This window comes from Streptomyces sp. NPDC048604, assembly GCF_043199435.1.
In the GTDB taxonomy this organism is placed as follows: domain Bacteria; phylum Actinomycetota; class Actinomycetes; order Streptomycetales; family Streptomycetaceae; genus Streptomyces.
On the sequence record NZ_JBICVX010000005.1, the window covers coordinates 170,999 to 196,631 of the forward strand.

Genomic DNA, 25,633 nt, shown 5'->3' on the forward strand with positions numbered 1-25,633 from the left:
CTTTACTTCGCAGCCGCGAGCTCGGCGGCCTTGTCGGCCGCGCCGTCCATGGTGTCCACGCGCTGCACGAGCGGGTGGTTCGCGTCCGACAGGATCTTGCGACCCAGCTCCGCGTTGTTGCCGTCGAGGCGCACGACCAGCGGCTTGGTGACCTCGTCGCCACGGGAGGCGAGGAGCTCCAGGGCCTGCACGATGCCGTTGGCGACCTCGTCACAGGCGGTGATGCCGCCGAAGACGTTGACGAACACGGACTTGACGTCCGGGTCGCCCAGGATGATCTCCAGGCCGTTCGCCATGACCTCGGCGGACGCGCCGCCGCCGATGTCGAGGAAGTTGGCCGGCTTCACGCCGCCGTGGTTCTCACCGGCGTACGCGACGACGTCCAGGGTCGACATGACCAGGCCGGCGCCGTTGCCGATGATGCCGACCTCGCCGTCCAGCTTGACGTAGTTGAGGCCCTTGGCCTTGGCGGCAGCCTCGAGCGGGTTGGCTGCGTCCTTGTCCTCGAGCGCCTCGTGCTCCGGCTGGCGGAAGTCGGCGTTGGCGTCCAGGGACACCTTGCCGTCCAGGGCCAGGATGCGGCCGTCCTTGGTCTTCGCCAGCGGGTTGACCTCGACGAGGAGCGCGTCCTCGGCGACGAAGGTCTTCCACAGGGTCACCAGGGCCTCGGCGACACCCTCGGCCACGTCGGCCGGGAACTTCGCCTGGGCCACGATCTCGCGGGCCTTCTCGATGCTCACGCCGTCGACGGCGTTGACCGGGACCTTCGCGAGGGCCTCGGGGGTCTTCTCCGCGACCTCCTCGATGTCCATGCCGCCCTGCACCGACGCCATCGCGAGGAAGGTGCGGTTGGTGCGGTCGAGGAGGTACGAGACGTAGTACTCCGCCTCGATCTCCGGGGACAGCTCGGCGATCATCACCTTGTGGACCGTGTGGCCCTTGATGTCCATCCCCAGGATGTCCGTCGCGCGGGCGACGGCCTCGTCCGCGTCGGCCGCCAGCTTGACGCCGCCGGCCTTGCCGCGGCCGCCGACCTTCACCTGCGCCTTGACGACCGACTTGCCGCCGAGACGCTCAGTGGCCTCGCGCGCCGCCTCAGGCGTGTCGATCACTTCACCGGCCAGCACCGGTACACCGTGCTTGGCGAAGAGGTCCCTCGCCTGGTACTCGAACAGGTCCACGCGCGTCCGTCCCTTTTCTGATGATCGCGGTTCGTTGTCTGCGTGGGCGTGCCGCGAAGGGCAACGTGACTGCGCTGTCACAAGGGAGGCGTACACGGTGTCCGTGGACGCGGCATGTCCGTCTCGCAGGTTATCCCTGCCGGACCTGGGTCCCTAAATCGCAGATCACCTCTTGGCGGTGATACGGGTCACAGATCGTAGGGGCTACGGGGCGTTCCGTAGGGGCCCCTGCGGGCGGCCCGGAACCCCTTGCGGCAGGCGGGCAAGGCCCTTTGAGCGGCTCACGACGCGCCCGTCCGCGGGGTGAGGTGCGAGCGGGCCTGAATGTGATATGGGCCTCAGTGCGGCCGGAGAGGGCCGGGCGGGTGGTGACGGGAGCTGCGGATTCCGTCGTGCGGACGCTGCGGACGGGGCGGGGGGACTCCTGCCGTCGAGGGCGGGGCGACGCTGCCGCCGCGGGCGGGGCGCGTCTCCCGTCACCGAGGGGCCGCCCCGTCCGGAAGGGGCGGTGTCCGTTTCTCCAGGGCCGCGGCCATCACCTCCGGGAAGTGGTCGGGCGTGCACGCGAAGGCCGGCACGCCGAGCGCCGCGAGCGCGGCCGCGTGGTCGTGGTCGTACGCCGGCGTCCCCTCGTCGGAGAGGGCGAGCAGCGCGACGAACTGCACCCCGGCCGCCTTCATCGCCGCGACCCGCTTGAGCATCTCGTCGCGGATGCCGCCCTCGTAGAGGTCGCTGATCAGCACCACGACCGTGTCGGCGGGGCGGGTGATCCGGCCCTGGCAGTACGCCAGCGCCCGGTTGATGTCCGTGCCGCCGCCGAGCTGGGTGCCGAACAGCACGTCCACCGGATCGTCGAGGCGGTCCGTCAGGTCGACGACGGAGGTGTCGAAGACGACCAGCCGGGTGTCCAGCGAGCGCAGCGACGCGAGGACGGCCCCGAACACCGCCGCGTACACCACCGAGGCCGCCATGGAACCGGACTGGTCGACGCAGAGGACGACGTCCTTCTTCACCGAGCGCGCCGAACGGCCGTGCCCGACCAGCCGCTCGGGCACCACCGTGCCGTGCTCCGGCAGGTAGTGCTTGAGGTTGGCCCGGATCGTGCGGTTCCAGTCGATGTCGCCGTGCCGGGGCCGGCTGGTCCGCGCGGAGCGGTCGAGCGCGCCGGTGACGGTGGCGCGGGTGCGGGCGGCGAGCCGCCGCTCCAGGTCCGCGACGACCTTGCGGACGACGGCGCGGGCGGTGTCCCGGGTCGTCTCGGGCATCGCCTTGTTCAGCGACAGCAGCGTGCCGACGAGGTGCACGTCCGCCTCGACGGCCTCCAGCATCTCCGGCTCCAGGAGCAGCGTGGCGAGCCCGAGGCGGTCGATGGCGTCGCGCTGCATGACCTGCACGACCGGACTCGGGAAGTACCTGCGGATGTCCCCGAGCCAGCGGGCGACGGCCGGCGCGGACGCGGCGAGTCCGGCCGTCCGGCCCCGCGACGCGGCCGCCGGTCCGGGTGCCTGCCCGTAGAGCGCGCCGAGCGCGTCGTCCATCGCGGCGTCCCGCCCGGTCACCGGCTGCCCGGTCCCGTCGGCCTCGCCGCCGCCGAGCACGAGCCGCCACCGCCTCAGCCGTTCGTCGGCGACGGTCCTCTGGTCCGTCCTCTGTTCCGTTCCGCTCATCGCTCCACCCCCGTGGTCCCGGTCGTCTCCGTCCCGGTCGTCTCCGTCCCCAGCAGCAGCCGCAGCACCGGGAGGACGGCGTCCGCACGCGCGGCGTCGAGTGCGTCGGCGAAGCCGGGCACGCCGGCGCGGGCGCGGGCCGCGGCGGCCGAGGGGCCGCGGGCGACCAGCTCGCCGAGGGTGCGCCGGACGGCCGGCTCGTACGCGCAGAAGGTGCGCCGCAGCAGCGGCAGCACGTCCGTGAACGCGTCCGGCGGGATCCCGGCCAGCCAGGCGTCGACCAGGCCGAGGAGCCGCTCGTCGTGGACGAGCAGCATCCCGCCCCCGCTCGCGCCGCCGACGAAGCCCTCGACCCACGCGGCCGCGTCGGCCGGCGGGACGCCGGGCGACAGGGCGAGGCCCATCAGCCGTGCCGTCCCGTCCGCGTCGAGCCGCCCGTCGTCGAGGAGGAGCCGGGCGGCCCGGCCGCGGATCAGCCCGGCGACCGCGTCGCGGGTGGCGAGGCGGAGGAGCACCCCGGTCCAGCGCTCGGTCCGCGCGGCGTCGGCCGGGAGCAGGCCGAGCGCGGTGTGCACGGCGTCGAGGTGGCCGCGCAGCTCCCCGGCGGCGTCGTGGTCGAGCCCGGTGCAGGCGGGTGGCAGTCCGACGCAGATCCGCTCGGCGAGCCCGGCCGCCACGCCGGCGAGCGCGGCGGTGTCGGTGCCGCGGACGTCGCCGTATCTCAGGGCGCGGGCGAGTGCGGGCAGGGCCTGGGCGAGATGGCCGACGTCGGCGTCGAGCGCGGCCCGGTCGGCGAGGACCCGCATCACGACCGGCAGGGCGCCGGAGAGCCCGGCGAGCAGGCACCGCTCGGCGAGCATGGTGACGTCGGCGAGCGCGCCGGCGCCCGTGGCCCGGGCCTCGGCGCGGGCCTCCGCCGCGCCGTGGACGGTCGTGCCCCATACGCCGGCCTCGGCGACCCGGACATGCAGCTCCGGCTCCCAGCGCAGCCGCCAGGTCTCCCGGAACGTGCCGGTGCCGGTCCGCCCGGCGGCCGGCACGCCCCAGTCGACGCCGAGCAGCCGCAGCCGGTGCAGCAGACGGCTGCGGGCGGCGTCGTTGTCCTTGCGCAGGTCGAGCTCCAGCTCGCGCTCGCGCGCCTCGGGTCTGAGCCGCAGGCTGCGCTGCAGCCGGTCGAGGTCGCGTTGCAGCGGTACGGCGGGGGCGCCGGCCGGGACCTCGCCGAGCACGTCGCCGACGACGAGCCGGTCGCGGACGAGGGCGAGCGGCACGTCGGAGCCGTCGCAGAACACGGCCCGCACGGCGTCGGTGGTCTCGCCGAGCCCGGCGAGCGGGCGGCCGCGGAGGGCGGCCAGGGTGTCGGCGAGCCGGACGGCCTCGATGACGTCGGCGGGCGAGACCGGTCTGTCCTGCTCGCGGAGCAGCCCGGCGACCCGGGTCAGCCAGCGCTCGACGGGCCGGTCGGGGGCGGCGAACAGGTGCGCGTACCAGCCGGGCGAGTCGATTCCGGCCCCGTAGCCGGAGCGGCGGGCGAGCCGGCGGTGCGTCCAGGGCACCCAGGTCGTCTCGGTGCGCACCTTGGGCAGGCCCTTGAGCAGGGCCCGGTCGGCGGCGACGGTCGTCCGGCGGCGCAGGGCGGGCACATGCCAGGCGCCGCAGACGACGGCGACCCCGTCCTCGCCGAACTCCTTGCGCGCGGCGCGCAGTTCGAGCCGCATGTGCGCCTCGCGGGCGAGGTCGCGGCCGTGGCCGCCCGCGCCGTACGTCTCGCGCAGCACGCCCATGGCCTCGGCGACGGCGGCGAACGGGGCGCGCGGGTCGCCGTCGCCGCGGTGCTCGACGACGTCCTCCCACCAGCGCTCGGGGTCGTCGTGTCCGGCGGTGCGGGCGAGCACGGCGATCGGGTCGACGCGCAGCCCGGCCGCCGGATCGGGCCGGTGCAGTTCCTCCTCGTCGCCGTCGCCCCAGGTCGGGTCCGCGTTCAGAGCGAGGGTGGTGGCGGCGGGCAGATCGACGAACCGGACGGCCGCGCCGTGCTCCAGGGCCCACGTCAGGGCCACCCACTCCGGCGAGAACGCGGCCATCGGCCAGAACGAGGCCCGCCCCGGGTCGTCCACGGCGTGCGCGAGCAGGGCGACCGGCGGCCGCATCGCGGGGTCCGCGGCGAGCGGCAGCAGCGCGTTCCCCTCCGGCGGCCCCTCGATCAGCACCGCCGCCGGCCGCGCCACGTCCAGCGCCGCCCGCACCGCCCGCGCCGAGCCGGGCCCGTGGTGCCGCACGCCGAGCAGCAGCGGCCCGGGGGCGGCGGCCGTCATGCGCTCACCTCTCGGCAGGCCCGGTAGAAGTCCTTCCAGCCGTCCCGTTCGCGGACCACCGTCTCCAGATACTCCTGCCAGACGACCCGGTCGGCCGCCGGGTCGCGGACGACCGCGCCGAGGATGCCGGCGGCCACGTCGGCGGGGCGGAGCACGCCGTCGCCGAAGTGGGCGGCGAGGGCGAGACCGCCGGTGACGACGGAGATCGCCTCGGCCGTGGACAGCGTCCCCGAGGGGGACTTGAGCTTGGTGCGGCCGTCCGCGGTGACCCCGTCGCGCAGTTCGCGGAAGACCGTGACGACGCGCCGTATCTCGTCGACCCCGTCCGGCACGGCGGGCAGGTCGAGGGAGCGGCCGAGCTGGCTCACCCGCCGGGTGACGATGTCGACCTCCGCGTCGGCGGTGGCCGGCAGCGGCAGCACGACCGTGTTGAAACGGCGGCGCAGCGCGCTCGACAGCTCGTTGACCCCGCGGTCCCGGTCGTTGGCCGTGGCGATCAGGTTGAAGCCGTGGACCGCCTGCACCTCCTCCCCCAGTTCCGGGATCGGCAGCGTCTTCTCGGACAGGACCGTGATGAGCGTGTCCTGCACGTCCGCGGGGATGCGGGTGAGCTCCTCGACCCGCGCCGTCGCGCCCTCCGCCATGGCCCGCATGACGGGACTGGGAACCAGCGCCTCGCGGCTGGGTCCGTGGGCGAGCAGCTGCGCGTAGTTCCAGCCGTACCGGATGGCCTCCTCCGGTGTGCCGGCCGTGCCCTGGACGAGCAGCGTGGAGTCGCCGCTGACGGCCGCGGCGAGATGCTCGGAGAGCCAGGTCTTCGCGGTGCCGGGCACGCCGAGCAGCAGCAGCGCCCGGTCGGTGGCGAGCGTGCTGACGGCGACCTCGACGATCCGCCGCGGGCCCACGTACTTCGGTGTGATCACCGTCCCGTCCGGGAGCGTGCCGCCCAGGAGATAACGGGCGACGGCCCAGGGCGAGAGCCGCCAGCGGGCGGGGCGGGGCCGGTCGTCGGCCGCGGCCAGGGCGGCGAGTTCGGCGGCGAAGGCGTGCTCCGCGTGCGGGCGGAGCGCGTCGTTCTCAGAGACGGTCGTGGTTCCGGGCACGGTCATGGTTCCCCCTCCAGATCGTTCGACCCGACGTGCATCCACGGTGCACCACGCCACTGACAACCGGCGAGCGTCCGGCTGTCGTCGCAGGTCGGGGCGATTGTCAGTGGGGCCGCGTACGGTCGTTCCCATGAGTCGGACGGGGGTTCGCATGGGGGTGCGGTGGACGTCGGAGCAGGTGCTGGCACTGGCTTCTGACGAGACGTCACGCAGCGCGGGGGGCCGACTCGGTGTGGCCGGGCCGTGGTCCGCGACGGGTTGCTCCGGAGCGGTGGTGTGGGGGCGGTGCAAGGGCAGCGGCAGCACGCCGTACGGGACGGTCGTCGACCTGACCGGACCGGCGTTCGCCTGCGACTGCCCGAGCCCGGGGTCCCCGTGCAAGCACGCGCTGGGACTGCTGCTGCTCTGGGCGGCGGACGACGGGACGGTCGCGACGGGGGACGAGGGGGACGTGCCGGAGTGGGCGGAGCCGTGGCTCACGGCCCGCCGGGAGGGCGCCGCGGGGGGCGGCGCCGGCACGGGGGCGGGTGCGGCGGGCGGTGTCGGCGCGGGGGGCGCCGGCCCGCCCTCCGAACCGGCCGACCCGGAGGCGGCGCGGCGGCGCGCCGAGCGCCGGGCGGCCCGGATCACCGCGGGGGCGCGGGAGTTGGAGCAGCGGCTGGCGGATCTGGTGCGCGGCGGGCTCGCGTCCGCGGAGCAGGAGGGGTACGGCCTCTGGGAGGAGACCGCGGCCCGCATGGTGGACGCGCAGGCGCCCGGACTGGCGGCTCGGGTACGGGAGTTGGGGGCGATACCGGGCTCCGGCCCGGGGTGGCCGGTGCGGCTGCTCGAGGAGTGCGCGCTGACGCATCTGCTCGACCGGGCCTGGCTGTCGCTGGACCGGCTGCCGCCCGGGCTGGCGGCCACGGTGCGCACCCGCGTCGGGCTGACCGCGCCGGCGGACGGGCCTCCGGTGCGGGACCGGTGGCAGGTGCTCGCCCGGTACGACACGGCGGACGCGAAGCTGACGGCGCGCCGGATCTGGCTGTACGGCCGGGAGTCCGGCCGCACGGCCCTGCTGCTGTCGTTCGGCCCGCCGGGCCGGGCCCCCGGGCTCGACCTGCCGGCGGGCACGGTCCTGGACGCCACGCTGGCCGGGTATCCCGGGGGCGCGCAGGTCCGCGCGGACCTGCTGGAACAGCACGGCTCCCCGGTACCGGCGACCGGTCCGCCGGGGTGGGGGTCCCCCCGGACGGAGTCCGTGGGAAAAACGACGGCGGAGGCGATCGCCGCGTACGGCCGGGCCCTGCGGGAGGACCCCTGGCTGGACGCGGTCCCGGCGACGCTGGCGGCGGTGGTCCCGGTCGCGACGGGTACGGGCCGGCTGCTGCAGGACGGGGCGGGCGCCCTTCCGCTGAGCCCGGCGGCGCTGGCCCGCCCGGGTCTGTGGCGGCTGACCGCGCTGTCCGGAGGCGGTCCGGTGACCGTCTTCGGCGAGTGCGGCCACCAGGGCTTCACTCCCCTGGCCGCCTGGTCCCCGGACGACCCGACGGAGACGGTCGCGCTCGCGTGACGACCGGTGAACGGAGGAGCGGATGACCGACGAGTCGGGCGCATGGGAGGAGCTGGTCGCCTCGGCGCTGCTGGGCACCGGGCGCAGACCCGGCGGCCCGGCGGCCGAGGCGGTGCTGGACGCGGCGGCCGTGCACGCCGTGCGGCGGCGGGCGGGGCTGCGGGCCGGGCCGGCCGCGGAGCCGCCGGAGCCCGCGCCGCACGACGACCGGGCGCCGCTGCCGGAGGCGGCGCGGCAGCGGCTCGCGCAGTTGCTCGCCGGGCGGGCCGCGCCGGCGCCGGCCGGGGGGCGGCGGGGGGCCGCGCCCGATGTCGCCGAGCTGCTGCCGCAGTGGCTCGCGGCGGCCGGGCGGTACGGCTACCGGGCCCCGGCCTCCGCGCTGCCCGCGCTGCTCGACGCGGCCCGGGCCCGGACGGACCTGCGGCCCGCCGCGCTGGCCTTCGCCGGTCCGCGCGGGCTGTGGCTGGCCCGGCAGAACCCGGAGTGGCGGTTCGCGCTGCGCGGTGCGGCAGGGGGCGCGGCGCTGCCGCCGGCCGACGACCACGGGGCCGTACGGCGGCTGTGGGACGAGGGCCTGTTCGCGGAGCGGGTCGCACTGCTCGCCGCGGTGCGGGCCGCGGATCCGGCCGCGGGGCGGGAGCTGCTGGCCGCGACATGGGCGGCCGAGCGGGCGGAGGACCGGCTGATGTTCCTCGACTCGCTGCGGGCCGGGCTCTCGGACGCGGACGAGGAGTTCCTGGAGAGAGCGCTGACCGACCGCAGCCGCAACGTCCGCTCGACGGCGGCCGAGCTGCTGTCCGCGCTGCCCGCGTCGGCGCTGGCCGCGCGGATGGCGGACCGGGCGACGTCGTGCGTCGCGTTGGACCGTTCGGGTGACGGCGACGGCGGGTACGCGGGCATCGTCGTGGAGGCACCGCACGAGTGCGACGCGGCGATGCAGCGGGATGGGCTCGCCCCGACGCCGCCGCCGGGGCGGGGGGAGCGCTCGTGGTGGCTGGGCCAGCTGGTCGAGTACGCGCCGCTGTCCTGCTGGCAGGAGCGGCTCGGCGGGCGAACCCCGGCGCAGATCGTCGCCCTGCCCGTCGCGGACGACTGGCAGCCGGAGCTGCACGCGGCGTGGTCGCGGGCGGCGGTGCGGCAGCGGGACGGGGCCTGGTCCCGGGCACTGCTCGGCTCGCCGAGCACCTCGTCGCTGGCGGAGCGGGCGAAACTGCTGGCCACCCTGGAGGAGGACGAGCGGGCCGAGTGGGTCGCCGGCTTCGTGTCGGCGCACGGGCTGTCGGAGGCGTTCCAGCTGCTCGGGGTGTGCGCGGTGCCGTGGGCGGAGCCGCTGGGGCGGGCGGTGGTCGATGCGCTGGACATCGCGCGGGACGCCGGCAGCTACCCGTGGAGCTTCAGCGGGGTGATGGGCCTCGCGGAGCGCTGTCTGGATCCCGGTGCGGCGGATCGCCTGGAGGCCCTGACGACGCTGGTGGACGAGGGCGAGGACGCGGCGCCGGGCGCGGCGGGCTACTGGTCCGAGGCCTTCCAGCGCCTCGTCTCCACCCTCCGCCTGCGCGCCGCCCTGCACGAGGAACTCGTCCCTCACGCACGGTGACGACGTCCGTCGCCGCGTTGTGGGCCCCGCGGAAGGGCTGCCCGCAACGCGGTGGACGAGCGTGGCCCGCGCTGACGCGTCGGCCCGTGCTTACGCGTCGGCCCGTGCTTACGCGGCGACGCGGACGTTCGCGTTGACCCAGTCGACGATGGACGCCGTGGTCGCGCCCGGCGTGAAGATCTCCGCGACGCCCTTGTCCTTCAGCGGCGGGATGTCCGCGTCGGGGATGATGCCGCCGCCGAAGACCTTGATGTCCTCCGCGTCGCGCTCCTTCAGGAGCTCCAGGACCTTCACGAAGAGCGTGTTGTGCGCGCCCGACAGGATCGACAGGCCGATCGCGTCGGCGTCCTCCTGGATCGCCGTGTCGACGATCTGCTCCGGCGTCTGGTGCAGACCGGTGTAGATGACCTCCATACCGGCGTCGCGCAGCGCCCGCGCGATGACCTTGGCGCCGCGATCGTGGCCGTCGAGACCCGGCTTGGCGACCACGACGCGGATCGGACCGGTCACACCCATCACTGCCTCCACATGCGACCCCCGCGCCCGACGGGCCGGGGAGGTGAACGAACGTTATCCGCCAGCATCCCGCACCAGGCTGTTTCGCGGTGGGCGGCGAGGGGGAAATCACACCTGGGACATTGTTCGCTCTGCGCCGCACCCCGCGCATCGCGCCCGGGTCGGTCGCAAGGGAGCCGCATCGGGGACGCGTGCCGTGCACGCGCCCCCGGCCGCTCCCCCGCGCCCCGGTCGGGAGGTGTCGGCGATGGAGTTCACGGAAATCCGGCAGATCGGCCACTTCAGCCAGCTCGGCCTCGAGCGGCTCACCCGGCTGTCTCCCGTGCTCAAAGCCGGGGCGCTCGAGCTGGCCATCCTCACCGGGCATCTGCTCCTCTACCCCTCCGGGCTCGTCCCCGAGCGCGAGGCCCAGCCCTCCGACACCGGCCCCGACCCCGACGCCACCGCCGCCACCCTCGGCACGCCCCGCCGGCCCGTCGTCCTGCTGCACGGCTTCGTGGACAACCGTTCCGTCTTCGTCCTGCTCCGCCGCTCCCTCGCCCGCCACGGCTGGCGGCACGTCGCGGCGCTCAACTACTCCCCGCTGACCTGCGACCTCCGGACCGCCGCCGAGCTCCTCGGCCGGCACATCGAGGCGATCCGCGCCCGCACCGGCCACGACCAGGTGGACGTGGTCGGGCACAGCCTCGGCGGCCTCATCGCCCGCTACTACGTCCAGCGGCTCGGCGGCGACGCCCGGGTGCGCACCCTCGTCACCCTCGGCACCCCGCACTCCGGCACCGCGGTCGTCGCCCCGCTGGGCGACGCGCACCCGCTCATCCGCCAGATGCGGCCCGGCTCCGCCGTCCTCGCCGAGCTCGCCGGCGCCGCCCCGGGCTGCCGCACCCGGTTCGTCAGCTTCTGGAGCGAGCTGGACCGGATCATGGTCCCGGTGGAGACCGCCCGGCTGGACCACCCCGACCTCCAGGTGCACAACGTCCGGGTGAGTGGTGTCGGCCATCTCGCGCTCCCGGTCCATCCGACCGTCGCCGCCGGCATCCGGCAGGCGCTGGCCTCCGACGGCCTGACCGTCACGACCGAGGAGGAGGGGCCCCGCGACAGCGCGGTCTCCGTCGCCTGACGAGCCGTCACTGGGCGACTGTTCTTCGAACGTTCCTCGAACACAAGGCCAAGCCTCTGCCCGCTCAGCGCCAAAACGCGGCCGATTGCCCGTTTCCCCCGTTAGTAAAACCTGCCGAAGATTGTCGGCCCCGCGTACCGCCGGGTACAGTCGCGCCACTGCTTACCCCCGGGACACCCAGCGGTCACCCGTCCCGGACTGGTCCTGCTGCCGAGGCGAGAGAGAAGTTGGTGAACGACCAGCACCCCCACGCCGGGTACGTCGGAGACGACGCCCAGATGACCGGCAGCTTCGCCACCGACCCGCTGTTCGGCGCCCTTCCCGGCTACGACGCCGGGCAGAGCGGCCAGTACGACAGCACGCAGTGGACCGCCGCGGGACAGCAGTGGGACGCCTCCGCCTACGACGCCTACGTCGGACAGCAGCAGAGCGCGCAGCACTACGACACCACCGGCCAGTGGGACGCCTCCGCCTGGAACCAGGCCCAGGCCGCACAGCAGCAGACCGGCCAGTGGGACGCCACGCAGTACGCCTCGTACGACACCACCGGCCAGTGGACCGGGGCGACCCATTACGACACCGGCGCGTACGACGCCACCGCCTGGAACTACGCCACGCCCGAGACCGCGGCGCACGCCGAGGCGGTCGTCCCGGAGCAGTACACGCCCGAGCACGACACGGCCCCCGACTACGGCTACGCGTACACCGCCGCCTACGACGCCGCGCCCGAGGCCGTACAGCCCGAGGTCCCGGCCGAGCCGACCGCGCAGTTCGAGGTCCTCGACTACGGCCAGGACGGCGCGTACGGGCAGCAGGACGCCGCCTACGGCCAGGACACCGGCTACGGCCAGGACGCCGGCTACGGCCAGGACGCCGCGTACAGCCACGACGAGGCCTACGGCCAGGACACCGCCTACGGCCACGACGGCTCCTACCAGGCCGACGCCCCGTACGCCCCCGAGGCGGACGCCGACGACGCCGAGAACCTCCACTCCGCCGAGACCATGGTCGCGCTCCGCGTCGAACTCCCGGAAGCCCGCAGCGAGGGCCGCCCCGTGCGCCGCGCCGGCGGCAGCCGCGGCCGGCGCCGCACCCCGGCCAAGCGCTCCGCGCTCCTCACCGTCGCCGTGCCCTCCGCCTGCGTCATGGGCGTGGCCGGCATCGCCGCCGCCTCGGTCAGCGGGCTCACCGACAGCGCCGAGAAGCCGGACGACACCACGGCGCTCGCCGCCGCCGACCCGTCCTCGGTGAAGCAGGTCGCCGCGAACAGCCAACTCGACACGCAGCTCGCCGCGCTCAGCGCCGACGCCCGCGACTTCGGCGACCGCGCCAGCCGCACCCAGGAGCGCCTCGACCTGAAGGCGCGCCAGGACGCGGAGAAGAAGAAGCGCGAGGAGGAGGCGGCCCGCAAGGAGGCGCTGCGTCCCAAGTTCATGCTGCCGGTGAAGCTGCACCAGCTCAGCGCGCGCTACGGCCAGTCCGGCGTCAACTGGATGTCGATGCACACCGGCATCGACTTCCCGGTGCAGTACGGCACGCCCGTGATGGCCGCGACGGACGGCACCGTCCGCACCCAGTGGAACAGCGCCTACGGCAACATGGCCATCGTGACCGCCAAGGACGGCACGGAGACCTGGTACTGCCACCTCAGCTCCACCAAGATCCGCTCCGGCAAGGTCAAGGCCGGCGACGTGATCGCGTACTCGGGCAACTCGGGCAACTCCACCGGCCCGCACCTGCACTTCGAGGTCCGGCCGGGCGGCGGCTCCACCATCGACCCGCTCGCCTGGCTGATGAGCCACGGACTCAACCCGGTGGGCTGACCCCCGGGCACCGGAACACGGGAAAGGGCCCCGGCCGCCTCGCGGCCGGGGCCCTTTCCGTACCCGTACGGGCAAGCCGCTACAGCTTCTCCACCGGCGCGTACCGCAGCAGCAGCACCTTCGGCCGCTCGTCGCCGAAGTCGATCGTCGCCCGCGCGTCCGAGCCCCCGCCCGTCACGGCCGTGACCGTGCCGAGGCCGAACTGGTCGTGCGTCACCCGGTCGCCGACCTGGAGGGAGGGAGCCGACCTGTCCGTCGTCCGGCTGGTGGCGAAGCCCGACGGGCCGGAGCGGGCCCGGGACGAGGAGAGCGCGGACGCGATCCCGGCGGTCGGGCCGGCGGGCCTGGACATCGGGCCGCTCCGCTTCCACTCCAGGTACGTCGCCGGGATCTCCTCCAGGAACCGGGAGGCCGGGTTGTACGAGGGCTGGCCCCAGGCGCTGCGCATGGCCGACCGGGTCAGGTACAGCCGCTCTCGGGCGCGCGTGATGCCCACGTACGCGAGCCGGCGCTCCTCCTCCAGCTCCTTGGTCTGGCCGAGGGCGCGCATGTGCGGGAACACGCCGTCCTCCATGCCGGTGAGGAAGACCACCGGGAACTCCAGGCCCTTGGCGGTGTGCAGCGTCATCAGCGTGATGACGCCGGACCCCTCCTCGTCCTCGTCGGGGATCTGGTCGGAGTCGGCGACCAGCGCGACCTTTTCCAGGAACTCCGCGAGCGTGCCGGCGCCCTCGCCCTCCGGACCGCCGGGCTCCGCCCGCTCCTGCTCGAACTCCAGGGCCACGGCGGCGAGTTCCTGAAGGTTCTCGATCCGGGTCTCGTCCTGCGGGTCGGTGGAGGCCTGCAGCTCGGCGAGGTAGCCGGTGCGCTCCAGGACGGCCTCCAGGACCACCGCGGGGCCCGCGCCGGAGTCGGCGACGGTCCGCAGCTCCTCCATGAGCGTGTTGAACCGCTTGACCGCGTTGGCCGAGCGCGCGGCCATGCCGTACGCCTCGTCGACCCGCTGCAGCGCCTGCGGGAAGGTGATCTTCTCGCGCAGCGCGAGGGCGTCGATCATCGCCTCGGCGCGCTCGCCGATGCCGCGCTTGGGCACGTTGAGGATCCGGCGCAGCGGCACGTTGTCCTCGGGGTTGGCGAGGACCCGCAGGTAGGCCAGGATGTCCCGGACCTCCTTGCGCTCGTAGAAGCGCACGCCGCCGACGACCTTGTAGGGCAGGCCGACGCGGATGAAGATCTCCTCGAAGACACGGGACTGGGCGTTGGTGCGGTAGAAGACCGCGACGTCGCCCGCCTTCGCGTCGCCGGCGTCGGTGAGCCGGTCGATCTCGTCGGCGACGAACTGCGCCTCGTCGTGCTCGGTGTCGGCCACGTAGCCGGTGATCTGGGCGCCCGCGCCGGCGTTGGTCCACAGGTTCTTGGGGCGGCGGGACTCGTTGCGCTCGATGACCGCGTTCGCGGCGGACAGGATCGTCTGGGTGGAGCGGTAGTTCTGCTCCAGGAGGATCGTCGTCGCGTCCGGGTAGTCCTCCTCGAACCGGAGGATGTTGCGGATGGTCGCGCCGCGGAAGGCGTAGATGGACTGGTCGGCGTCGCCCACCACGCACAGCTCGGCCGGGGCCAGGTCCTCGTAGCCCTCGCCGACCAGCTCGCGCACCAGCGTGTACTGGGCGTGGTTGGTGTCCTGGTACTCGTCGACGAGTACGTGGCGGAAGCGGCGGCGGTAGTGCTCGGCGACGTCCGGGAACGCCTGGAGCAGGTGGACCGTCGTCATGATGATGTCGTCGAAGTCCAGCGCGTTGGCCTCGCGCAGCCGCGCCTGGTACATCCGGTAGGCCTCGGCGAGCGTCTTCTCGAACCCGTCGGCAGCCTGGTCGGCGAAGGTCTCCTCGTCGATCAGCTCGTTCTTGAGGTTGGAGATCTTGGCGCTGAAGGACTTCGGCGGGAACTTCTTCGGGTCCAGGTCCAGATCGCGGCAGACCAGCGCCATCAGGCGCTTGGAGTCGGCGGCGTCGTAGATCGAGAACGAGGACGTGAAGCCGAGCTTCTTGCTCTCGCGGCGCAGGATGCGCACGCACGCGCTGTGGAAGGTCATGACCCACATCGCGTGGGCGCGCGGGCCGACGAGCTGCTCGACGCGCTCCTTCATCTCGCCCGCGGCCTTGTTGGTGAACGTGATCGCCAGTATCTGGCCGGGGTGCACGTTCCGCGTGGCGAGCAGGTGCGCGATGCGGTGGGTGAGCACCCGCGTCTTGCCGGAGCCGGCGCCCGCGACGATGAGCAGCGGGGAGCCGGTGTGCACGACGGCGGCGCCCTGCTGCTCGTTCAGCCCGTCCAGGAGCGCGGCGGCGTCCACGACGGGCCGGTGGGCGCCGTTGCGGTAGTAGGCGTCCCGGTCGCCTCCGGGCGCGTCGAAGCGGTCGCCGAAGAGGTCGTGCGGGACCTCCTCGCCGGCCGGGGCGGCGTGCTCGTGGTCCTCGGGCGGGGGCGGGGGCTCCTCCGAGGAGTGGTTCTGGAGGCTCGCCAGGAAGCTGTCGTCAAAGAGGCTGCTCATCGCTTAACGAGTCTAGGCCGCCGCACCGACAGCTCGCCCCGCGTTCCGGACCACGGGGTCACGAGCGACATACGGAGCGTGAAACTCCGTATCAGGTCACGAAAATGTATCGGACATATCGCCCGTCAACCTTCCCAGGGGCACCGACGGTTGGCTAGCGTGCTCGCCCAGCAGACCGCGCCCCGGCTTTCTCCACCGGGGCTCCTCCGTTCCCCCACGGGAAGGAGATGCCGGCCTTGGCATCCCACCGCAAGCCGCGCAGCACCCGTCCGACCTCTCCGGCCGTCGGCGTCACGACAGCTGCGCTCGCCGGAGTCACCCTGCTGTCCGGGCAGAGCGCCGGCGCGGCCCCCGCGCCGCCGAAGCCGACGGTGGAGGAGGTGCAGAAGAAGGTCGACGACCTCTACCGGCAGGCGGGCACGGCGACGCAGGAGTACAACCGCTCCAAGGAGTCGACGGACACGCAGCGCCGCAAGGTCCAGACGATGCTCGACGAGGCCGCCAAGCGCGCGGAGGACATCAACGAGACCCGGCGGTCGCTCGGCACGTTCGCGGCTGCGCAGTACCGGACCGGCGCGGTCAGCCCCACCGCGGCGCTGATCTTCGCGGACAGCCCGCAGTCGTACTTCGACCAGAGCCAGCTGATGGACCGGATGACCGCGCGGCAGCGCAACGTCGTCACCGAGTACGAGTCCGAGCGCGCCGCGGCGGCGAAGCAGCGGGCCGAGGCGACGAAGAGCCTGCAGTCGCTCACCGAGTCCCAGAAGGCCCTGCGCACCAGCAAGAAGGCGGTCCAGGACAAACTGGCCGAGGCCCGGGACCTGCTGTCCCGGCTGACCGCCGAGGAGAAGGCCCGGCTCGCGGAGCTGGAGCGCAAGCGCGCGGCCGAGGCCCGCCGCAAGGCGGAGGAGCAGGCCCGCAAGGAGGCCGCCGAGGCGGAGCGCCGGCGGCAGGAGGAGGCGGCCCGGGAGCGGGAGGCCCAGCAGCCGACGACGCCGACTCCCACGCCGACCCCGACGCCGGATCCCCCGGCGAGCGGCGGCGGCACGTACGCGGCGAAGGCGGAGAAGGCGCTGGCCTTCGCCCGGTCCCAGATCGGCAAGCCGTACGTGTGGGGCGCCACCGGCCCCAGCTCGTACGACTGCTCCGGTCTGACGCAGGCGGCCTGGAAGGCCGCGGGCGTGGACCTGCCGCGCACCACCTGGGACCAGGTGAAGGTCGGCAGCCGCGTGGCGACGGAGAACCTGCTCCCCGGCGACCTGGTCTTCTTCTACGACGACATCAGCCACGTCGGCATCTACATCGGCGGCGGCAAGATGATCCACGCCCCGAAGCCGGGCGCGTTCGTCCGCGAGGAGTCCATCTACTACATGCCGATCTACGGCAGCGTCCGCCCGGCCTGAGACCGGGCGGTCATCTCCGGCGGAATCAGGTCCACACCGTCGCGATGCCGCATTCCCCCGGGGGCAACCCCCGGACCCCCGGCAGACTCAGGTCCACACCGTCGCGATGCCGCATTCCCCCGGGGGCAACCCCCGGCAGACTCAGGTCCACACCGTCGCGATGAAGATGTTCGCCGTCGTGAGCGCGCCCACGGCGGCGAACGGGCCCTTGCCCACCGACTCCTCGTCGCGCTTGACGTAGACCAGGCCGAGGATCACCACCAGCAGGGCCAGCTTGACGATGATCTTGACGTTGTTGACCGTCTGGTCGTCGGCCTGGTTCAGGCCGACCAGGATCACGCCGGTGACCAGCATGGTCAGGGCGCCGTGCAGCATGGCGGGGACGAAGCGCGCCGTGCCCGCGCCCATCGCCTTCATCTGGGTGAGGAAACCGCCCAGCAGGGAGGCGATGCCGATGATGTGCAGAGCCACGAACACGTTGATGAGTACGTCCATGCCCCGGAGCCTATCCGGGCATTTGCGGCGGCCCGAGGGCACCCGGAGAGAAAGCGTTCGGTCCCGGTCCGACATCCGACGCCAATTGCGGTCAACTCGCCGCTCCCCCGTGTCCGCCAGGTTTAGCGTCCTTCGCAGCCGGGAGCCGAGCAAGCGAACTCCCCCGCAGGGAAAGGATGTGACCCGCCCTCGTGGCAGCACACCGCAAGCCCAAGCAGCGCCCCCTCGGCGGCCCCGCCGCCCGCACCGCCGCCACGCTGGCCCTGGCCGGCGCGGCGACCGCGACCGCCCTGGACGGCGCCGCGCACGCCGCGCCCCGGCCGACGCCCGCCACGGTCAAGGCCGACGTCGACCGGCTCTACCAGGAGGCCGAGGAGGCCACGGAGCGGTACAACGGCGCGAAGGAGAAGGCCGACCAGGCCCGCAGCGCGCTCGACGGGCTGCGCGACGAGGCCGCCCGCCGGACCGCCCGGCTCAACAGCGCCCGTACGGCGCTCGGTTCGGCGGCGGCGGCGCAGTACCGCTCCGGCGGGCTCGACCCTGCGGTGCAGCTGGCGCTCAGCTCGAACCCGGACCAGTACCTGGAGCGGGCCGCGCTGGCCGAGCACGTCGGACAGCGGCAGGCCGTCGCCGTCGCGTCGGTGCAGCGGGAGCTCACCGAGATCGGCCGGCTGCGCGCGGAGTCGACCGGCAGGCTCGCCGACCTGAAGGGCCACGAGGCCGCGCTGGGCCGCCACAAGAGCACCGTCCGGACGAAGCTCGCCGCCGCCCGGTCCCTGCTTGACCGGCTCACCGCCGAGCAGCGCCGGGCGTACGAGGCCCAGGTCGCCGGCCGCACCGGCGCGGACGCGGGGACCCCCGCGGGCGACCGGGCCGACCGTTTCCAGCCGCGCGGCCCGGTGCAGGCCCCGAACGCGCGGGCCGGGCAGGCGGTGGCCTTCGCGTACGGGGCGCTCGGCAAGCCGTACGTCTGGGGCGCGACGGGCCCGAACGCGTACGACTGCTCCGGCCTCACCCAGGCCGCCTGGCGCTCCGCGGGCGTCTCGCTGCCGCGCACCACGTACAGCCAGATCAACGCCGGGCAGCGGGTCTCCCGCTCCCAACTCGCCCCGGGCGACCTGGTGTTCTTCTACTCCGGGATCAGCCATGTGGGGCTGTACATCGGCGGCGGCAAGATGATCCACGCGCCGCGGCCGGGCGCTCCGGTGCGGATCGCGCCGCTCGACGAGATGCCGTTCGCGGGGGCGACCCGCGTGAGCTGAGCCCGCGGAGGGCCGACGGAACGGGGCAACGGGGAACAGACAACGGGGAACGGGGATTGTTATGGATAGTGGCACTCACTACTATGGATAGTGCCACTCGCCAATCATGCGACGGAGAAGGTACGCCATGCCCACCCTCCCCTGGACCACCCCGAACCCGCCCCGCCCCGGCACCACGCACGCGTACGTCATGGCCTCCCGCTTCGAGGTGCGCTCGCTGAAGGACGTGCCGCGCTTCCTGCTCAAGTCCCTGGCCGCCTGGCGCCAGGTCCGCAGCGCGCCGGGCGCCCTCGGGGCCTCCCTGGTCGCCCGGCCGCTGGCCCGCACCTTCCTCACGCTCTCCGCCTGGGAGGACCGCGACGCCCTCTACGCCTACGCCCGCGCCGAACCGCACCGGAGCATCATGAGCGGGCTGCGCTCCACCATGCGCGACTCGACCTTCACCTTCTGGGAGGTCCCGGTCGAGCAGCTGCCGATCGGCTGGGACGACGCCCGCCGCCGCCTCGACGCGGCGCAGACCTCGAAGTGAACCGGCCCCGCCGTCAGACCAGACGGCGGGCCGTCGCCCAGCGGGTCAGCTCGTGCCGGTTCGAGAGCTGCAGCTTGCGCAGCACCGCCGAGACATGCGACTCGACGGTCTTCACCGAGATGAACAGCTGCTTGGCGATCTCCTTGTACGCATAACCGCGGGCGATCAGCCGCAGCACCTCGCGCTCCCGCTGGGTCAGCCGGTCCAGGTCCTCGTCCACCGGCGGCGCGTCCGTGGACGCGAAGGCGTCCAGGACGAAGCCGGCCAGGCGCGGCGAGAACACCGCGTCGCCCTCCTGCACCCGGAAGATCGAATCGACCAGGTCCGCGCCGGTGATCGTCTTGGTGACATAGCCGCGCGCCCCGCCGCGGATCACGCCGATCACGTCCTCGGCGGCATCCGAGACCGACAGCGCCAGGAAGCGCACCGGAGACTCGGCCGTCGTCATCAGGCTCGCGCAGCGCCGCAGCACCTCCACCCCGCCGCCGCCGGGCAGGTGCACGTCCAGAAGCACGACCTCGGGACGGGTCGCGGTGATCACGGTGACGGCCTGGTCGACGTCGGCGGCCTCGCCGACCACCTCGACACCCGTCTCCTCGGTGCGGCCGATCTCGGCCTGCACGCCGGCACGGAACATCCGGTGGTCGTCGACGAGCACGACCCGTACGCGACGCGCGTCCGTGCCCCCGGTGCTCTCCTCGGTCATCCGTCCGCCCTCTCCATCTCGAGTTCCACTTCGGTGCCCTCGCCCGGCGCCGACCGCACCCGGGCCGTACCGCCGTTGCGCTGCATCCGGCCGATGATCGATTCTCGTACGCCCATCCGGTCGGCGGGCACCGCCTCGGGGTCGAAGCCCGGCCCCCGGTCCCGTACCGAGACGAACACCGTGCGGCCCTCGACCTCGGCGTAGACCTGGACGGCCCCACCCTCGCCACCGTACTTCGCGGCGTTCACCATGGCCTCGCGCGCGGCCTGCATCTGTGCGGCGAGTTTCTCGTCCAGCGGGCAGTCGCCGACCACCACGACCTCCAGCGGCACGCCGTGCTTGTCCTCCACCTCGGCCGCGGCCTTCTTCACCGCCTCGGCGAGCGTCTCGGGGGTCTCGTCGTCCTCCTTGCCGGTGCCCTGCGGCTTGTACAGCCAGTTCCGCAGCTCGCGCTCCTGCGCGCGGGCCAGCCGGCGCACCTCGCCCGGGTCGTCCGCGTTGCGCTGGATCAGGGTGAGCGTGTGCAGCACGGAGTCGTGGACATGCGCGGCGACCTCGGCCCGCTCCTGCGCGCGGATGCGCATGGTCCGCTCCTCGGAGAGGTCCTGCGTCATCCGTATCAGCCAGGGGCCGGCGAGCAGCGCTATCCCGGCGAGGACCGCGATCGCGGCGGTGACGGCGGTGCCGAGCTGGGCGGCGGAGGCCCGTCCGACGACGAAGGCGGTCAGGCCCAGACCGACCAGGGCCACGCCGGCCAGGGCGCGGGCGAGCTGCAGGGTGCGCCGGCGGCCGCCGGTGGCGGTCCAGCTCGCGCGGCGGGCGTTGTCCGCCTGCCGCCAGACCAGGATCAGACCGAGGCCGATGAGCAGGGTCGGCCAGATGTACCGGTTGGCGCGGCCGCCGAGATCGACGTTGCCGACGAAGACGGCGGCCCCGATCGCCAGCGCGATCAGCGCGAAGACCTGCCCCTTGTCGGGCTTGCGCAGGCGTCTCCGGCCGTCCGGCGTGGTCTCGAACACCGACCGCGGCTCGGGGGCCCGGCCGCCGACGCCCAGCGGGACGACGATCCAGAACACCGCGTACAGCAGGGAGCCGAGCCCGTCGGCGAAGAACAGCGCCAGGAACACGAACCGCACCCAGATGACGGGCAGCCCGAGGTGTCCGGCGAGACCACGCGCGACACCGCCGAGCATCCGCCCCTCGGCGCTCCGGTAGAGCTTGCGCGGCGGCGGTTCTTCGGCGTCGGTGAGCCGGTCGCTCGGGCGATCGGCCGTGCGGGCGGAAACGGGCATGCACCGATCGTCACACGCCTCGGACCCTCCGGACATCAGGGTCGGCCCTGAGACCGCCCGGATCCCGGGCCGTACCGCGGGCCTACCCACAGCCGTACCGCGGGACTACACGGAGGGCGTTCGTCGCGGCGCAAAATCAGGGACGGTCCAGGGTCGATCCCGGTGCCGCCGGGCCGCGGCGGCCCGCACCATGGACCCATGACGCGTGCGAAGTCCCCCGACGAGGCGCCGCCCTCCTCCGCCCCGCCGGGCGACGCCGTGCCGGCCGGCGTGCCGCCGCTGCGCCGGACCCGGCGGCAGAAGGTCGTGGCGGGAGTCTGCGGCGGCCTCGGACGGTACTTCGACATGGACCCGGTGATCTTCCGGATCGCCGTCGGCGTGCTGTCCGCCGCCGGCGGCATCGGGCTGATCTTCTACGGCTTCGCCTGGCTGGCCCTGCCGCTGGACGGCGAGGACGAGAACGAGGCCCGCCGGCTGCTCTCCGGCCGGGTCGACGGGGCCTCGCTGAGCGCGGTCATGATGGCGCTGATCGGCAGCGGCCTGTTCCTGGTGATGAGCCGCAACGGCGGCACGCTCGCCTTCGCGATGATGCTGTCGATCGCGGTGAGCGGCGCGGCCGTCTGGTCGCAGCGCCGCCGCCAGGTCGCCGCCGGCGAGCCGGCCGCGCACGGCCGGGACGCGGCGGCGGCGCAGGCCGTCGCGCAGGCCGCGCCGCCGGAGACCAAGGCCCCGCCGCTCGCGGACGCGCCGTCGTGGTGGCGGGACCCCATCGTCAAGGACGGCTCCACCGGGCCGGTGCCGACGGGCTATCTGTGGGGCCCGGCGGGGACGGACCCGCAGGACGCGGCGCCGCCGGAGCCCCGTACGCCCTGGGGCGTACAGGCCTCCGCGCGGCCGGCCGCCCGCGGACCCCGGTCGATCGGCGGGCTGTTCTTCCTGCTCGCCCTGATCGCCGGCGGCCTCGGCACCGGTCTGTCCTGGGACACGCAGCCGCTCGGCGCCAGCGTCCAGATCGGCCTGGTCTGCGCCGTCGCCGTCCTGGGCGTCGGCATGGTCGTCAGCAGCTTCCTGGGCCGTACGGGCTTCGGCACCGTGTTCGTCACCGTCGTCGCCGCCTGTCTGCTCGCCGCGGCCGCCGCGCTCCCCGCCGACATCGGCACGCACTGGGTCCGCACCACCTGGCAGCCCGCCTCCGTCGCCGCCGTGCAGCCCGCGTACGAACTGGGCTCCGGCATCGGCACCCTGGACCTGTCCCGGCTCGCCGTCCCCGCCGGGACGACGCTGCGCACCTCGGCCGACGTGGGCGCGGGCAAGCTGAAGGTGATCGTGCCGCGGAACGTCACGGTCGACCTGGTCGCCGAGACCGGCCTCGCCGACGTGCAGCTGCCGGGCGACGGGCCCGACGACATCGACGTCCGCGGCGGCGACACCGCCCGCCATACGCTGACACCGCCGGCCGGCGTGCAGCCGGGCGGCACCCTGGAGCTCCGGGTGGACCTGGGGATCGGACAGCTGGAGGTCGACCGTGCTGCGTCATGAGTTCCGCCCCGGCCGGCTGCTCGCGGGCGTGACCGCGCTCGGCGTCGCCACGCTGTACGGCGGCGACGCCGCGGGGACGTGGAGCACGCCCTGGTACGCGGCGCTGCCGCTGACCTTCGGCGGGATGACGCTGGCCGGGCTCGCGGCCTGGGCGGCCTACGGCGTCCGGCGGCGCGGTGCGCGCAGATCGTCGAGCGACCAGTAGGGCGCCCCGGCGAGCAGCAGCGGCAGCCAGGCCATGAGGTACACGAGGTCGTTGCCGTAGTAGTACGGCTGGGTCTGCCAGCTGACCGTCAGCCACAGGCTCAGCGAGATCAGCGCCCCGCCGAGCGCGGCGATCCGCGCGAACAGTCCGGCCAGGGTGCCGAGGCCGACGGCGAGCTCGCCGAACGCGATCGCGTAGCCGAAGCCGGTCGGGCTCTTCAGGGCCAGGTCGACCAGGGCGGGGATCGCCGCGCCGTCGCGGACGCCGCGCATCATCTCGCCGATCGAGCCGGAGCCGGTGTCGGAGAGGAAGGCGGTGTCGGTGAGTTTGTCGAGCCCCGCGTAGACGAAGGTGACGCCGAGGAAGATCCGCAGCGGCAGCAGCGCGTATCGCGAGGCGGTATCCCTCCAGTCGCCGCGCCCCTGAAGACCTCCGTGGTACGTGTGTGTCATCGCCGGCCCGCCTCTCCCGCGCAGCTCTCCGCGCTCCCCATCCGTCCCCGGACGCCTCTCCGGATATACGTACGGGACACCCGAACGGTTCAACCGTCACCCATTCCGGGTTCCACAGTCCTCCGGCCGGGGCGCGCTGTCGACCGCTCAGTCCGCGACGTCGATCGCGACCCGCTCCGTCTCGACGCCCGCGGCCGTGACGACCGAGACCTCCACCCGGCCCGGCTCCACGTCCGCCGGCAGCGGGACGGTCAGCACCGAGTCGGTCGGGTTGGCGAAGCCGCCGGTCACCGGCACCAGCGGGACGTGCGCGTGGACCGGGCCGATGCGCACGACCAGCCGGGTCAGCGCCTCGGGTCCGGCCGCCCCGGGCGGTACGAAGCCGGCGCCGCGGATCTCGATGTCGTCCCCCACCCGGATCGGCGCGTCCAGGTCGCCCGCCTCGCGGGCCCGCACCACCGAGAGGATCACCGGCCGGCCGCCCTCCGCGCCCTTGCCGGCGAGGTACGCGGCGGTCGACACGGCCACCAGGACGGACAGCGACCACGGCAGCGCGGGCAGCCGGTCGGGCGCGGCGGCCAGTTCGGCCGCGGCGAACACCAGGGCGGCCGTGGAGACCAGCACGTACTGCACGTCCGTGAGGCAGGCCCGGCCGCCGTCGTCGCACAACAGGTCCGCGGCGCGCGGCCGGTCGGCGCGGACCTTCTGCAGCCGCCGCCCCAGGACCCGTACCAGCACCAGCCGGCGCACCGCGACCGCGGTCACCGAGCCGAGGGCGAACCCGGTGAGCAGGCCCGCGCCGCGGGCGAGCCCCAGGTCCACCGGCCCCGCCCCGGCCACCCGGCCAAGCGAGAGGAGCAGCACCGCGTACCCGGTGAACAGCAGCCAGGCCGCGGCGACCGCGCGGGAGGTGGAGAGCCGGTTGTCGTCGCCGACCAGCGCGGCGAGCAGCCCGCCGCGGGCACGGTGGGCGCGGGCCGCGGCGAGCAGCGCCGCGGCGGTGAGGACGGCGGCGAGCAGGGCGCAGGTGCGGGCGGCGGTCCAGCCGGGGCCGATCGCGGTGAACGCCAGGGCGAGCAGGAGCGCGACCAGTCCGCCGCCGACGGCGGCGAGGCTGCCGCGCCACACCCGGCCGGTCCACTCCTCGCCGGCGGCCCGGCCGCGCACCTCGACGGTGTGCGCGGACTGGGCGAGCGCGTCGGAGACCCACTGCCGGGAGGCGACCGGCGAGTGGGCGAGCGCGGCGGGCACGCCGTGACCGCCGGCGAGCTCGTCCCGGTGGGCCAGGAAGGCGGCGACGGCGCGCCGGTGGGCCTCCCGTCCGCCGTGCGCGCACGCCGCACGGTCCGCGCACTGCTCCGCCTCCTGCACCGCCACGGCGCACGCTCCCTGCTCGTCCGTGCGGTCAACTACCGCATGAGTACAGGGAATTGTGCCGCACGGAAGGAGTGCTTCCGGTGCCCCGCACGCCCCTCCTGAGAGTGATTCCGCACGTGATCGGATTGACGGAGGAGCCGCTTTTATCCGACCTGTCTACGACAGCAGTTCGGGCTCCGCACGGCTGATCCGACGCCACAGCGGCTGATAGCTGAACCACGCCACCAGATCGCTGCCGAGCTGCGCCCGGGAGGCGAGCGCGTCCTTGTGCCCGATCGGCACCGGCTTGCCCCCGGCCCGCGCGGCGAGCTGGATCTCGCAGGCCCGTTCCATCGCGATGAACCACCAGGCCGCCGCGTCGACGGAGTCCCCGACGGTGAGCAGCCCGTGGTTGCGCAGCACGATCGCCTTGTACGGGCCGAGGGCCGCGGCGATCGCCGGCCCCTCGTCCTCGTCGACGGCGGCGCCGGTGAACGCGTCGAAGAGTGCGTGGTCGCGGTAGAAGGCGCAGGACTCCTGGGTGATCGGCTCGATCAGCTCGCCTAGCGCGGCGAGGGCCCGGCCGTGCGTCGTGTGGGTGTGCGCGACGGCGACGACCTCGGGCCGGGCGCGGTGCACGGCGGCGTGCACCCAGAACGCAGCCTGGTTGACCCGCTGCCCGCCCTGGCGGACCCGGCCGTCCCCGTCGACGAGGAGCAGGTCGCTCGCCCGGATGCCGGCGAAGGGCTCGCCGAACGGGTTCACCCAGTAGCAGTCGTCGTACTCGGGGTCCCGGGCCGTGAGGTGTCCGGAGACCCCGTCCTCGTACCCGAGGCTGCCGAAGAGCCGGAGCGCGCCCGCGAGCCGCTGCTTTCGGTACGTCCGCTCCTCCTCGGCGGTCGCATGGACGGGGGGCGTCGCGAAGTGGAGCCGATCCGCGGGTATGGGGGCCGGTGTCTCGCTCAT

At 74.2% G+C, this 25,633-nt stretch carries 21 protein-coding genes; 9 read left to right on the top strand and 12 right to left on the bottom strand.

Annotation, left to right across the window (positions count from 1 at the left end):
- Positions 1 to 2 precede the first annotated feature (2 nt).
- The 4 genes from sucC to ACGFMM_RS12525 form a co-directional block, all read right to left on the bottom strand.
- Complete coding sequence (gene sucC, locus ACGFMM_RS12510; RefSeq protein WP_393645801.1) at positions 3 to 1,181, bottom strand: ADP-forming succinate--CoA ligase subunit beta; 1,179 nt, start codon at positions 1,179 to 1,181, stop codon at positions 3 to 5.
- Between the two features lie 476 nt (positions 1,182 to 1,657).
- A complete protein-coding gene (locus ACGFMM_RS12515) occupies positions 1,658 to 2,848 on the bottom strand; it encodes a VWA domain-containing protein (RefSeq protein ID WP_393645802.1) in 1,191 nt (396 codons plus the stop codon).
- Positions 2,845 to 5,163 (bottom strand): DUF5682 family protein, encoded by a 2,319-nt coding sequence (locus ACGFMM_RS12520; RefSeq protein ID WP_393645804.1) that lies wholly within the window; start codon positions 5,161 to 5,163, stop codon positions 2,845 to 2,847. The genes ACGFMM_RS12515 and ACGFMM_RS12520 overlap by 4 nt, the downstream gene beginning before the upstream one ends.
- On the bottom strand, positions 5,160 to 6,272 hold the full coding sequence (locus ACGFMM_RS12525) for an AAA family ATPase (RefSeq protein WP_393645805.1): 1,113 nt from the start codon (positions 6,270 to 6,272) through the stop codon (positions 5,160 to 5,162). The genes ACGFMM_RS12520 and ACGFMM_RS12525 overlap by 4 nt, the downstream gene beginning before the upstream one ends.
- Positions 6,273 to 6,399: 127 nt before the next feature.
- Between ACGFMM_RS12525 and ACGFMM_RS12530 the strand changes: the two genes are divergently transcribed.
- Positions 6,400 to 7,821, top strand: a complete 1,422-nt coding sequence (locus ACGFMM_RS12530) for an SWIM zinc finger family protein (RefSeq protein ID WP_393645807.1) — start codon at positions 6,400 to 6,402, stop codon at positions 7,819 to 7,821.
- Between the two features lie 22 nt (positions 7,822 to 7,843).
- Positions 7,844 to 9,418 carry a DUF5691 domain-containing protein gene (locus tag ACGFMM_RS12535; RefSeq protein ID WP_393645808.1) on the top strand — a complete coding sequence of 525 codons (1,575 nt, stop codon included), beginning with the start codon at positions 7,844 to 7,846 and terminating at the stop codon, positions 9,416 to 9,418.
- Between the two features lie 108 nt (positions 9,419 to 9,526).
- Here ACGFMM_RS12535 and ACGFMM_RS12540 read toward each other — a convergent pair whose 3' ends face one another.
- Positions 9,527 to 9,934, bottom strand: a complete 408-nt coding sequence (locus ACGFMM_RS12540; protein ID WP_393645809.1) for a cobalamin B12-binding domain-containing protein — start codon at positions 9,932 to 9,934, stop codon at positions 9,527 to 9,529.
- 247 nt (positions 9,935 to 10,181) lie between these two features.
- Here ACGFMM_RS12540 and ACGFMM_RS12545 point away from each other — a divergent pair, with 247 nt between their 5' ends.
- The gene (locus ACGFMM_RS12545) at positions 10,182 to 11,054 is read left to right on the top strand and encodes an esterase/lipase family protein (RefSeq protein ID WP_393645810.1); all 873 of its coding nucleotides are present in this window, start codon (positions 10,182 to 10,184) and stop codon (positions 11,052 to 11,054) included.
- 230 nt (positions 11,055 to 11,284) lie between these two features.
- A complete protein-coding gene (locus ACGFMM_RS12550) occupies positions 11,285 to 12,877 on the top strand; it encodes a M23 family metallopeptidase (protein ID WP_393645812.1) in 1,593 nt (530 codons plus the stop codon).
- A gap of 79 nt (positions 12,878 to 12,956) precedes the next feature.
- Here the strand turns inward: ACGFMM_RS12550 and pcrA are convergent, their stop codons facing one another.
- A complete protein-coding gene (gene pcrA, locus ACGFMM_RS12555) occupies positions 12,957 to 15,428 on the bottom strand; it encodes a DNA helicase PcrA (protein ID WP_393645814.1) in 2,472 nt (823 codons plus the stop codon).
- 227 nt (positions 15,429 to 15,655) lie between these two features.
- On the opposite strand from pcrA, the gene ACGFMM_RS12560 reads away from it, so the two are divergent.
- Positions 15,656 to 16,831, top strand: a complete 1,176-nt coding sequence (locus ACGFMM_RS12560) for an NlpC/P60 family protein (protein WP_393645815.1) — start codon at positions 15,656 to 15,658, stop codon at positions 16,829 to 16,831.
- 141 nt (positions 16,832 to 16,972) lie between these two features.
- Here the strand turns inward: ACGFMM_RS12560 and ACGFMM_RS12565 are convergent, their stop codons facing one another.
- Positions 16,973 to 17,326: a hypothetical protein gene (locus ACGFMM_RS12565; RefSeq protein WP_393645817.1), complete on the bottom strand. Its 354-nt coding sequence runs from the start codon at positions 17,324 to 17,326 to the stop codon at positions 16,973 to 16,975.
- 191 nt (positions 17,327 to 17,517) lie between these two features.
- Between ACGFMM_RS12565 and ACGFMM_RS12570 the strand changes: the two genes are divergently transcribed.
- Positions 17,518 to 18,588, top strand: coding sequence for an NlpC/P60 family protein (locus tag ACGFMM_RS12570; protein WP_393645818.1), 1,071 nt, complete (start codon positions 17,518 to 17,520; stop codon positions 18,586 to 18,588).
- A gap of 127 nt (positions 18,589 to 18,715) precedes the next feature.
- Entirely contained in the window at positions 18,716 to 19,117 is a 402-nt protein-coding gene (locus ACGFMM_RS12575) for a DUF3291 domain-containing protein (protein ID WP_393645819.1), read from the top strand.
- 13 nt (positions 19,118 to 19,130) lie between these two features.
- Here ACGFMM_RS12575 and ACGFMM_RS12580 read toward each other — a convergent pair whose 3' ends face one another.
- Both ACGFMM_RS12580 and ACGFMM_RS12585 read right to left on the bottom strand, forming a co-directional pair.
- Complete coding sequence (locus ACGFMM_RS12580) at positions 19,131 to 19,823, bottom strand: LuxR C-terminal-related transcriptional regulator (protein ID WP_393645821.1); 693 nt, start codon at positions 19,821 to 19,823, stop codon at positions 19,131 to 19,133.
- On the bottom strand, positions 19,820 to 21,115 hold the full coding sequence (locus tag ACGFMM_RS12585) for a PspC domain-containing protein (protein ID WP_393645823.1): 1,296 nt from the start codon (positions 21,113 to 21,115) through the stop codon (positions 19,820 to 19,822). Before ACGFMM_RS12585 ends, ACGFMM_RS12580 begins: the two co-directional genes overlap by 4 nt.
- Positions 21,116 to 21,313: 198 nt before the next feature.
- Between ACGFMM_RS12585 and ACGFMM_RS12590 the strand changes: the two genes are divergently transcribed.
- Both ACGFMM_RS12590 and ACGFMM_RS12595 read left to right on the top strand, forming a co-directional pair.
- A complete protein-coding gene (locus ACGFMM_RS12590) occupies positions 21,314 to 22,654 on the top strand; it encodes a PspC domain-containing protein (RefSeq protein ID WP_393645825.1) in 1,341 nt (446 codons plus the stop codon).
- Complete coding sequence (locus tag ACGFMM_RS12595) at positions 22,641 to 22,859, top strand: hypothetical protein (RefSeq protein ID WP_393645826.1); 219 nt, start codon at positions 22,641 to 22,643, stop codon at positions 22,857 to 22,859. The genes ACGFMM_RS12590 and ACGFMM_RS12595 overlap by 14 nt, the downstream gene beginning before the upstream one ends.
- Here the strand turns inward: ACGFMM_RS12595 and ACGFMM_RS12600 are convergent.
- The 3 genes from ACGFMM_RS12600 to ACGFMM_RS12610 all read right to left on the bottom strand — a co-directional run bounded on the left by ACGFMM_RS12600 (position 22,811) and on the right by ACGFMM_RS12610 (position 25,633).
- Complete coding sequence (locus tag ACGFMM_RS12600) at positions 22,811 to 23,311, bottom strand: DoxX family protein (protein WP_393645828.1); 501 nt, start codon at positions 23,309 to 23,311, stop codon at positions 22,811 to 22,813. The two genes, ACGFMM_RS12595 and ACGFMM_RS12600, sit on opposite strands and share 49 nt — an antisense overlap.
- A gap of 147 nt (positions 23,312 to 23,458) precedes the next feature.
- Positions 23,459 to 24,688: a hypothetical protein gene (locus tag ACGFMM_RS12605; RefSeq protein ID WP_393645830.1), complete on the bottom strand. Its 1,230-nt coding sequence runs from the start codon at positions 24,686 to 24,688 to the stop codon at positions 23,459 to 23,461.
- A 156-nt stretch (positions 24,689 to 24,844) separates the two neighbouring features.
- Complete coding sequence (locus ACGFMM_RS12610) at positions 24,845 to 25,633, bottom strand: class II aldolase/adducin family protein (protein ID WP_393645831.1); 789 nt, start codon at positions 25,631 to 25,633, stop codon at positions 24,845 to 24,847.

Excerpts from the sequence above, each read along its gene's own strand:
- ACGFMM_RS12515 (WP_393645802.1), bottom strand. The coding sequence starts at position 2,848 with ATGAGCGGAACGGAACAGAGGACGGACCAGAGGACCGTCGCCGACGAA.
- ACGFMM_RS12520 (WP_393645804.1), bottom strand. The coding sequence starts at position 5,163 with ATGACGGCCGCCGCCCCCGGGCCGCTGCTGCTCGGCGTGCGGCACCAC.
- ACGFMM_RS12525 (WP_393645805.1), bottom strand. The coding sequence starts at position 6,272 with ATGACCGTGCCCGGAACCACGACCGTCTCTGAGAACGACGCGCTCCGC.
- ACGFMM_RS12530 (WP_393645807.1), top strand. The coding sequence starts at position 6,400 with ATGAGTCGGACGGGGGTTCGCATGGGGGTGCGGTGGACGTCGGAGCAG.
- ACGFMM_RS12535 (WP_393645808.1), top strand. The coding sequence starts at position 7,844 with ATGACCGACGAGTCGGGCGCATGGGAGGAGCTGGTCGCCTCGGCGCTG.
- ACGFMM_RS12540 (WP_393645809.1), bottom strand. The coding sequence starts at position 9,934 with ATGGGTGTGACCGGTCCGATCCGCGTCGTGGTCGCCAAGCCGGGTCTC.
- ACGFMM_RS12545 (WP_393645810.1), top strand. The coding sequence starts at position 10,182 with ATGGAGTTCACGGAAATCCGGCAGATCGGCCACTTCAGCCAGCTCGGC.
- pcrA (WP_393645814.1), bottom strand. The coding sequence starts at position 15,428 with ATGAGCAGCCTCTTTGACGACAGCTTCCTGGCGAGCCTCCAGAACCAC.
- ACGFMM_RS12560 (WP_393645815.1), top strand. The coding sequence starts at position 15,656 with ATGCCGGCCTTGGCATCCCACCGCAAGCCGCGCAGCACCCGTCCGACC.
- ACGFMM_RS12565 (WP_393645817.1), bottom strand. The coding sequence starts at position 17,326 with ATGGACGTACTCATCAACGTGTTCGTGGCTCTGCACATCATCGGCATC.
- ACGFMM_RS12575 (WP_393645819.1), top strand. The coding sequence starts at position 18,716 with ATGCCCACCCTCCCCTGGACCACCCCGAACCCGCCCCGCCCCGGCACC.
- ACGFMM_RS12580 (WP_393645821.1), bottom strand. The coding sequence starts at position 19,823 with ATGACCGAGGAGAGCACCGGGGGCACGGACGCGCGTCGCGTACGGGTC.
- ACGFMM_RS12585 (WP_393645823.1), bottom strand. The coding sequence starts at position 21,115 with ATGCCCGTTTCCGCCCGCACGGCCGATCGCCCGAGCGACCGGCTCACC.
- ACGFMM_RS12590 (WP_393645825.1), top strand. The coding sequence starts at position 21,314 with ATGACGCGTGCGAAGTCCCCCGACGAGGCGCCGCCCTCCTCCGCCCCG.
- ACGFMM_RS12600 (WP_393645828.1), bottom strand. The coding sequence starts at position 23,311 with ATGACACACACGTACCACGGAGGTCTTCAGGGGCGCGGCGACTGGAGG.
- ACGFMM_RS12610 (WP_393645831.1), bottom strand. The coding sequence starts at position 25,633 with ATGAGCGAGACACCGGCCCCCATACCCGCGGATCGGCTCCACTTCGCG.